The organism is Mesorhizobium sp. M1A.F.Ca.IN.020.04.1.1, from assembly GCF_003997315.1.
Lineage (GTDB): Bacteria > Pseudomonadota > Alphaproteobacteria > Rhizobiales > Rhizobiaceae > Mesorhizobium.
The window spans coordinates 1-8,640 of the sequence record NZ_RZSN01000212.1; the positions used below are offsets into that span (position 1 = coordinate 1).

Here is an 8,640-nt window from a genome sequence, read left to right on the forward strand (position 1 = left end):
GTCGAGGTTGTGCTCGGCGAGCGTCGAGCGCGTGCCCGCCAGTTCGAACAGCTTGTTGGTCGCCGCGATCGCGATCTCGGTCGACAGGATCTTCGCTTCCGCAGTGACGATCTGCGCATGCGCAACGCTCTCGGCTGTCGGCTCGGCGACTGCGCGGTCGATGGCGTGGCCGGCCTTTTCCAGCAGCGCCTGGGCCGCATGCAGCCGGAGCGTCAGGTCGCCGACCGCCTGGATCGTGTAGGGATCGCCCCATGCATTGTCGACGCCGCTGTCGATCCAGGCGCGGCTCTTGGTCCTGACGAAGTTGACCGTTTCGTCGATCGCCGCCTGTGCTATGCCGGTGTCCACCGCCACCTGGATGATCTGGAAGATAGCGCCGTCTGCGGTCGGCTTGTCGTAACCCTTGTAGCCCGGAACGAGATGCGTCTTCGGCACCTTGACGTTGTCGATGATGACGGTGCCCGACAGCGTCGTGCGCTGGCCGAAGCTCGACCAGTCGTCGATCACCGTCAGTCCCGGCGCGCCGCGATCGGCGATCGCGTACCAGGCGCGGCCCTCATCGTCGAGCGCCACGATCGGCACCAGATGGGCAAGCAGCGCGCCCGATGAATAGAATTTCTGGCCGTTGACGATGACATGGTCGCCGGCATCGGTGAACTTCGTCTCGAAATCGGCGGCGCGCTTGGAGCCGAATTCGGAAAAGGCGTTGCCGAACCGCGTGCCCTTCAACACTTCGGCAAAGAGCAGCGCCTGCTGGTCCTTGTCGGAGACGGTGCGGATGGCCGCGACGACGCCGAGGTGGTTCTGCGCGATCTGGCCGATCGAGGAATCGGCGGCCGAGATTATCTCGATCACCTTGGCCAATGTGGCGTAGGACACTTCAGGTCCGCCGAACGCCTTCGGCACGTTTATCGACCACAGGCCGCTCTGCGAGAACTGGTCCAGCTCGGCCACCGGCCAGACCCGGTCGCGGTCGCGCCTGGAGGACTCCTTGACGAACTCGGCCGCTAGGCGATGCGCGACCGCGATCGCTTCGGCGTCGTCCTTGATGATATGCGCGGCGGTAGCCGGACGCGGTACCGGCGGAACGGCGGCCGCGGCTTTGTCGGTCTTGACATTGGACACAGTCATTTCATGGCTCCTTGGGGTTCTGTTTACACGACGGCGTGGAGATGGGTTGGTTGGGCGGGCGAAGGCTGTTGTCCGAGATAGAAGGCGCGCACGTCCTCGCGCTGGCGCAGGCTGGCGGCGGCGCCGGAGAGAACCGAGACCCCGTTCTCGAGCACCGTGGCATGATCGGCATAGCCAAGCGCGACCGCCGAATTCTGCTCGGCAACCAGGATCGACAGGCCGGCCTCCCGGTTCAGCTTCCTAAGCGTCTGGAAGATGTCCTGGACGATGAGCGGGGCAAGCCCCATCGACGGTTCGTCGAGGACGAGCAGGCGCGGTCGAGACATCAGCGCCCGGCCGATGGCCGTCATCTGCTGTTCGCCGCCCGAGGTCAGCCCCGACAAGGTCCGGCGCTTTTCCCGCAGGCGGGGGAAATAGGCATAGACCCGTTCCAGATCGCCATTGATCTCGGCGCGGCTGCCGCTCCGGCCGATGCCACCGGAAATCAGGTTCTCCTCGACGCTCAGGCTCTTGAAGCAGTGGCGGCCTTCCAGCACCTGGACGAGCCCGGCGCGCACCAGATCGCCCGGCTTTCGCCGCGAGACGTCCCCGCCATCGTAGCGGATGGTGCCTGCATTGACCTGGCCACGCTCGGCCGGCAGCAGGTTGGAGACAGCTTTCAGCGTGGCGGTCTTGCCGGCGCCGTTGGCGCCGAGCAGCGCCAGCATCTCGCCTTGCCTGATCTCGAAGCTGACGCCGTGCAACGCCGTGATGGCGTGATTGTAGGTGGCGTGGATATTGTCCACGGCGAGGATCACGTCATTGCCCGGCATCGCGCGCTTCCCTTATGTCTGCGAAGTGGATGACCGGGCGTCGGAGTATATCCGTCGCCCGGTCCATTGGATCAGTTGGTGGCGGCCACCGCTTCGGCATCGGCTGCGGTGCGCGGCTTGATGCCCTTCTCTGCCGCATAGGCTTCGGCCGACTTTTCGATGATCGGCCGCAGAAGCGCCCAGTCGGGGGCGATCCAGTCGGAGACGACGTTCCACTTCTTGCCGTCCCACTGCTGGAAGGTCACGTAGCCTTCGCCTTCATGGTTGTCCCAGCTGACATTGATGGAGTGAAACAGGTCCTTGGCGCCGAGCGCCTCGACCTTGGCCGGGTCGAGCTTGAGGTGCTCGAAGCCCCAGCGCACCTCGTCGCCGGTCAGCGTGCGATGGCCGAACTTCTCCTGCGCGATGCGGATCGCCTCGACATTGAGGATGCCGTTGACGATGCCGAGGTTATGATAGACCGAGCCGATCCGCGACTTGTCCTCGAGGTTGCCCTTGCCGGCGCCGTAAACGGTCTTCACGATCTCCTGCACCACCGGATAGGTGTTGCCAGAAGCCTGCGTGGTGATGGCGGTGTAGCCCTTGGCGGCGTCGCCGGCCGGAATGACGTCCTCTTCCGAATTCGACCAGACATTGCCGATGATGTGGTCGACCGGATAGCCGACCTTCACCGCCGTCTTCAGCGCAACCGGGTTCATCACGCCCCAGCCGCGCAGCACGACGAAGTCCGGCTTGGCGCGGCGGATCGTCAGCCATTGCGACTGCTGCTCGTTGCCGGGATGAGGCACCTCGATCTGCTGCACGGTGAAGCCGTACTTCTCAGCCAGCAGCTCATAGATCGGGATCGTCTCCTTGCCGTAGGGCGAGCCGTGGTAGAGCACGACGATCTTCTTGCCTTTCAGCTTGTCGATGCCGCCTTCCTTGGAGGCGATGTAGTTCACGATGCCGGACGTCTCGCTGTAGGGGTTGAGCAGCAGCGGGAAGACGTAAGGGAACACCCGCCCGTCGGTGGAGTCGGTGCGGCCGTGGTTGACCGTGATCAGCGGCACCTTGTCGGCGGTGATACGGTCGATCATGGCATAGGCGATGCCGACCGACAGCGGATTCCAGGCAGCGGCGCCCGCATGGCTCTTCTGCCGCTCGTAGCATTCGACGCCGCGCTCGACCTCATACTGGGTCTCGCACTCGTCCCAGGTCAGCTTGACGCCGTTGACGCCGCCGTCGCGGGTGTTGATGAGGTTGAGATAGTCGATGAAACCGCCGAAGAAGCCGGTGCCGCCGGCCGCATAGGGCCCGACGCGATAGCTCTGCAGCGGGAAATACTGCTCGTCGGCGTGGGCGGCCGGCAAGGCCACCGAGACGGCCAGTGCCGCCGACAGCGCGACCGCCTTTATTGTGGTTAGGAAAGTCATGGTTAAGGTACTCCCGGTACGGCCTTGTTCGGCCTTTGGTTCATTTTCCGATGTCTGGTTAGTCGGAGCCGCTGCCCCGAGCCGGCTCAGCTCGATTGCCAGGCGAGCAGGAGCCGTCTTCGAACCCTGTCCCACAGGGCGACCAGCCCATCCGGTTCCAGGATCAGAAAGAGGATGATGAGGGCGCCGAGCACGATGCGCTGGCTCATGTCGAGCACGCCGGAATCGAACACGTCGCCGAGTACGAAATTGCCGAGGCGCGACAGCGCCAGCGGAAAGACCACGATGAGCGCCGCGCCGAGGAACGCGCCGCGTATCGAAGCCAGGCCGCCGATGATGATGATGAACAGGATCTGGAACGAGCGGTCGAGATTGAAGCCGGCCGGCTCGACGGTCCTCAGATAGGCGAAGGCCCAGATGACGCCGGCGACGCCGATGATGAAGGACGAGATGGCAAAGGCGAGCAGCTTCGTCTTCAGCACCGGAATGCCAATGATGCGCGCCGCGGTCTCGTTGTCGCGGATGGCGATGAAGTTGCGCCCGGTCTGCGACGAGACGAGCCGGTAGGCGAGGAAAGTCAGGATTACGACGACGGTGAGCGCGAAGAGATAGCGGCCGACCGCGCCCTCGAACTCGAAGCCGGCAATGAAAAGCTTGGGCGCGTCGATGACGCCCGAGGCCGAGTCGTTGGAGAACCAGCTGAACTTGGTCAGCGCCCATTGCACGAAGAACTGCGCGGCCAGTGTGGAAACCGCGAGATAGAAGCCCCGCAGCCGCAGGCTGGGAAGGCCGAAGACGATACCGATGGCGGCGGCCACGAGGCCGGAAAGGATGATGCTGGCGACGAGCGGCAGGCCTTCGATACGCAGGTTGAAATTATAGGCGGCGAAAGCGCCGGCCGCCATGAAGGCGGCGCTGCCGAGCGACACCTGGCCGGCATAGCCGGTGAGGATGTTCAGCCCCACGCCCGCCAGGCTGAGCGCCAGGAAAGGCAGCAGGATCGCCTCGAACAGGTAGGAGTTGCCGATCAGCGGGATGACGACATAGGCGAAGGCGATGAGGAGCAGTGGCGCCAGCCATTTCGGCAGCGCGGCGGCCGGAGACAGTTGCGTGGCGATGGCGCTCATCGTCAGACCCTTTCGACAAGCCTCTGGCCGAACAGGCCGGATGGGCGGATAAGCAGGAAGACGAGTGCCACGACATAGGCGAACCAGCTTTCGATGCCGCCGCCGAAATAGTCGCCGATATAGACCTCGGCGAGCTTCTCGCTGGCGCCGATCAAAAGCCCGCCGACAATCGCGCCGAGGATGGAATCGAAGCCGCCAAGCACCAGCACCGGCAGCGCCTTGAGCACCACCAGCGACAGCGAGAACTGGACGCCGAGACGCGCGCCCCAGAGTAGTCCGGCCACCAGCGCAACGAGCCCAGCGGCGGCCCACACGCTTGCCCAGATCAGCGGCAGCCTGAGACCGACGGCAAGCGCTGCGAACTGGTCGTCGGCGACGGCGCGGAAGCTCAGCCCAATGCGGGTGTAGCGGAAGAACAGCGACAAGAGCAGCACCATGGCGGCGGCCACCGTGGCGGCGAAGATGTCGAACTGGCTGATCAGCACGCCGCCAACTTCCAGCGGGACGTCCTCGATGCCGAGTTCGAGCCCATGCACCTGCGTGCCCCAGATGAGCTGGGCCGCGCCCTCGATGATGTAGGACAGGCCGAGCGTCGCCATGAACAGCGTGATCGGCGGCTTGTTGGTGAGCGGCCTCAGCACCGCGCGCTCGATGCCAATGCCGAGCGCCACCATGATCGCGAAGGTCACGGCAAGCGCCAGCGTGAACGGAACGCCGCGTTCGGCCAGGCTGACGAAGGTGAGCGCAGCGAACAGCAGCAACGCCCCTTGCGCGAAGTTCAGCACTCCGGAGGTTTTGTAGATCAGCACGAAGCCGATCGCGACCAGCGAGTACATGACACCGGAAAGCAGGCCCCCGGTCAGCACCTCGAGGAAGAACTGATAGTCGAAATCGCCGATCATATGCCTGCCCCATCCTCATTGTCGGAGGAGACGCCGAGATAGGCGTCGATGACGCGCCGATCGTTCCTGATCTCGTCGGGTGCGCCGTCAGCGATCTTGCGCCCGTAGTCGAGCACGGCGATGCGGTCCGACAGACCCATGACGACGCCGACATCGTGCTCGATCAGCACCACAGTGGTGCCGAAGCGGTCGCGCGCGGCGCGCACATAGGCCGCCATCTCGGTCTTTTCGCCGGCGGTCATGCCGGCCATTGGCTCGTCGAGCAAAAGCAGACGCGGCTCGGCGACCAGCGCGCGGGCAAGCTCGACGCGCTTCTGCAGGCCGTAGGGCAAGGTGCCCGCAAGCCGGTCGCGCACCCCGGTCAGGTGCAGGAACTCGAGGATCTGGTCGGCGCGGCCGCGCTGCTCGGCCTGCTCGCGGCGCGAGCGGCCAAGCCCGAGGATCTGGCCGGCGAAGTTGGACCTGGCTTTATAGGCAAGACCAGACGCGACGTTGTCGAGGACGTTGAGACCCTTGAACAAAGCGAGGTTCTGAAATGTCCTCGCGACACCCAGACGCGCCAGCCGCTGCGTGGGAACCTGGGTGTAGCGCCTGCCATCGAGGGCGACATGACCGCGATCCGGCTGGTAGACGCCGCTGATCACATTGATCAGCGAGCTTTTGCCGGCGCCGTTCGGCCCGATGATCGCCCGTATCTCACCAGGGCGGACCGACAGGTCGACATCCGCCAGCGCGACCACGCCGCCGAAGGACAGGCCGATGCCTTCCAGCGCAAGCAGCGCCGCGGAAGCGCCGGCTGCGGTCGGCTGCGGTCCGTCCGTTTGAACTTGCCGCAGGCCGGCCGGCAGCCCTTGCGCAAGGATCTCCGGCGCGTAGACCGAAGCCTCGATCGCTCCAAAGGCGTGGCTGGATATCGGCATTCCAATCGTCCCCAACTGTACCCGAAGGCACGCACAATCCCTCCCGCACGCTCGTCGAAGGAGCGCGCGGCTCACAGGCGTCGGCCGGCCGGACCATACCCGGCCGGCGGAAGTCGCTATTTATTCGGCGGCCAGTGCTGCCGCCGCCTCTGCGTTTTCCAGCTCGCGGACGAGCGGGATGACATGCTTGCCGAAATATTCGACCTCTTCCTGGAAATGCAGGAAGCCGAGCAGGATGAGATCGGCGCCGGCGCGCTTCAGCTCGACGATACGCTCGGCCACCTGCCTCGGCGTCCCGATCAAGTTCGAGCGGAAGCCGTCATTATACTGCACCAGATCGTCGAAAGACGACTTCGCCCAGTTGCCCTCGCCTTCCGGCGAGGCCTTGCCGGCGTTCTTGACCTCGTGGCCGAAGGCATTGACCGCCTCCGGATTGGCCTTGGCGATGATCTCGGCAAGCACGGCCTTCGCCTCTTCCTCGGTCTCGCGCACGATGGCGAAGGCGTTCACGCCGACCTTGACCGAATGGTTGTTGGCCTTGGCCTTGGCCTGGATGTCGTCGACCTGCTTGGCGATCCCCTCCGGCGTGTTGCCGTTGGTGAAATACCAGTCGGAAACACGCGAGGCCATGTCGCGCGCAGCCCGCGACGAACCGCCCTGGAAGATCTCCGGCAGCGGCTTGAGCGGCTTCGGCTTCAGCGAATACTGGTTGAAGCGGTAGAAATCGCCGCGGAAGGTAAAACTGTCCTCGGTCCAGATGCCGCGCAGCGCGCGAATGAACTCTTCCGAGCGGCGATAGCGCTCGTCGTGGTCGAGCCAATGCTCGCCGATGGCGTGGAACTCGCCGCGGAACCAGCCGGAGACAAGGTTGATGGCGACGCGACCATCGGTCAGGTAGCTGATGGTTGCGAGCTGCTTTGCCGCCAGCGCCGGGTTCCACGGTCCAGGCAGAATCGCGGCGATCACCTTCAGCGTCTTGGTGGCGGCGAGCAGGTCGTGGCTGAACGAGACCGACTCATGCTGCTCGTCGGCGCCATAGCCGGCGGTGAAGCGGATCTGGCTCAGCGCATAATCGAAACCGGCCTGCTCGGCGATCTGCGCCAGCTTGCGGTTGTACTCGGCCGAATGGTTGGTCCTTTGCTCGATATTTGAGATGACAAGGCCGCCCGAGACGTTCGGCACCCAATAGGCGAATTTGACTGCGTCGCGATCATTCTGCGGCATGGAGATCTCCCGGTTTGGCCTGTCCCAACAATCGATCCGGCGTTGGCCGAAGCTGTCGCAAATTTATTAGTCTACTGATTATATATACAAAGTAGGATTTTCCGTTTTCGTGGCGCCGCCCGAATGGAAATACCAATTGCGCGCCCGCATTCGTCGCGGATTTTCAGCGGGCGACCGCGATCGCCGATGGGGCGCCGAGTTGGGCTTCTACCTGCGAGGCGACCGTCTGCGCGTGACGGGCCACTTCCGGCAGGCCCATCAACTCCCCGAAGGTGCCGCGCGCCAGCGGGCCGGCGACGAACAGGCCATCGAGGGGCTTACCCTCCGGACCGACGGCACGGCTGTCCGGCGCGGTCTCTATCCCGAGCCCATGGCGGTCGATCCGGATCAGGCCGGCATCGGCAAGCGAGCGCAGCGCCGGATTGGCGTGCAGCGCCTTGCCATGCGCGGGCCCCGTGGTGTTGATCACGGCGTCGAAATGCATCGTCTCGAATTGCCTCTGGCCGCGCCGGCGCAAAGTGACGGCCAGATCGTCTCCATCGTCGTTCGAGGCCACCAGGCTCGCGGCGATGTTGTCGAACGTGCCCTCGGCGTGGCGGCGATCTAGCACTGCCTCGACCTGCGGCGCGATTCTGAACCGGTGCACGTCCCAGAACGCGCGCAGCCGGCGGACCAGCCGGGTGCGCTCATCCAGAGCGAGAGCGGACCATATGGCTGGTCCCTGCAGCCGCAACTGGTCGAAGACCGATTGCCAGTTGACGCCGTCGGTGTCCGCGGCCGCCAGCGTCGAGCGAACGCGCTCCAGCAAAGCTAGCGAAGTCGTGGCCGGCCTCGACGTGAAATCGCCGAACGGCTCGCCGCGCATTTGCGGATGCCCGCGCGAGCGCAATCCATGACGCGATACCGCCAGGATGCGGCCGCGATGGCCGCGGCGGTCGAGCTCGGCTACGGTGTCGGCCGACGTCAGGCCGGAGCCGACGATCAGCACCGACGCTTGCGGAGCGATGGAGTCGAGCGCATCTGCGCGATAGACATCGGCGACGAAGCCGCCCGCATCGGCGATCGGCCCCAGCGCAGCCGGAACGTCGGGCGACGGGTGCGTCATGGCGAGA

Annotated in this window: 7 protein-coding genes and 1 pseudogene; all 8 read right to left on the minus strand. The window is 64.9% G+C overall.

Annotated elements, in window-relative coordinates:
• Positions 1 to 1,131: SfnB family sulfur acquisition oxidoreductase (locus EOA49_RS27960; RefSeq protein ID WP_127243475.1), on the minus strand; the 1,131-nt coding region annotated here is incomplete at its 3' end.
• Positions 1,132 to 1,154: 23 nt separating this feature from the next.
• Positions 1,155 to 1,943 carry an ABC transporter ATP-binding protein gene (locus EOA49_RS27965; RefSeq protein ID WP_127242071.1) on the minus strand — a complete coding sequence of 263 codons (789 nt, stop codon included), beginning with the start codon at positions 1,941 to 1,943 and terminating at the stop codon, positions 1,155 to 1,157.
• Between the two features lie 71 nt (positions 1,944 to 2,014).
• Positions 2,015 to 3,355 carry an ABC transporter substrate-binding protein gene (locus EOA49_RS27970; RefSeq protein ID WP_127242070.1) on the minus strand — a complete coding sequence of 447 codons (1,341 nt, stop codon included), beginning with the start codon at positions 3,353 to 3,355 and terminating at the stop codon, positions 2,015 to 2,017.
• Between the two features lie 86 nt (positions 3,356 to 3,441).
• Positions 3,442 to 4,482: a branched-chain amino acid ABC transporter permease gene (locus tag EOA49_RS27975; protein ID WP_127242069.1), complete on the minus strand. Its 1,041-nt coding sequence runs from the start codon at positions 4,480 to 4,482 to the stop codon at positions 3,442 to 3,444.
• A gap of 2 nt (positions 4,483 to 4,484) precedes the next feature.
• A complete protein-coding gene (locus tag EOA49_RS27980; protein ID WP_164749300.1) occupies positions 4,485 to 5,381 on the minus strand; it encodes a branched-chain amino acid ABC transporter permease in 897 nt (298 codons plus the stop codon).
• Positions 5,381 to 6,304: an ABC transporter ATP-binding protein gene (locus EOA49_RS27985; protein ID WP_127242111.1), complete on the minus strand. Its 924-nt coding sequence runs from the start codon at positions 6,302 to 6,304 to the stop codon at positions 5,381 to 5,383. The genes EOA49_RS27980 and EOA49_RS27985 overlap by 1 nt, the downstream gene beginning before the upstream one ends.
• Positions 6,305 to 6,424: 120 nt before the next feature.
• Positions 6,425 to 7,528, minus strand: a complete 1,104-nt coding sequence (gene sfnG, locus EOA49_RS27990; protein ID WP_127242110.1) for a dimethylsulfone monooxygenase SfnG — start codon at positions 7,526 to 7,528, stop codon at positions 6,425 to 6,427.
• A 163-nt stretch (positions 7,529 to 7,691) separates the two neighbouring features.
• A pseudogene (locus tag EOA49_RS27995) lies at positions 7,692 to 8,640 on the minus strand (hydroxyacylglutathione hydrolase); the annotation flags it as partial.

Bases quoted from the DNA above. Each gene is read 5' to 3' on its own strand.
- EOA49_RS27970 (WP_127242070.1), bottom strand. From the start codon at position 3,355: ATGACTTTCCTAACCACAATAAAGGCGGTCGCGCTGTCGGCGGCACTG.
- EOA49_RS27985 (WP_127242111.1), bottom strand. From the start codon at position 6,304: ATGCCGATATCCAGCCACGCCTTTGGAGCGATCGAGGCTTCGGTCTAC.
- EOA49_RS27965 (WP_127242071.1), bottom strand. From the start codon at position 1,943: ATGCCGGGCAATGACGTGATCCTCGCCGTGGACAATATCCACGCCACC.
- sfnG (WP_127242110.1), bottom strand. From the start codon at position 7,528: ATGCCGCAGAATGATCGCGACGCAGTCAAATTCGCCTATTGGGTGCCG.
- EOA49_RS27975 (WP_127242069.1), bottom strand. From the start codon at position 4,482: ATGAGCGCCATCGCCACGCAACTGTCTCCGGCCGCCGCGCTGCCGAAA.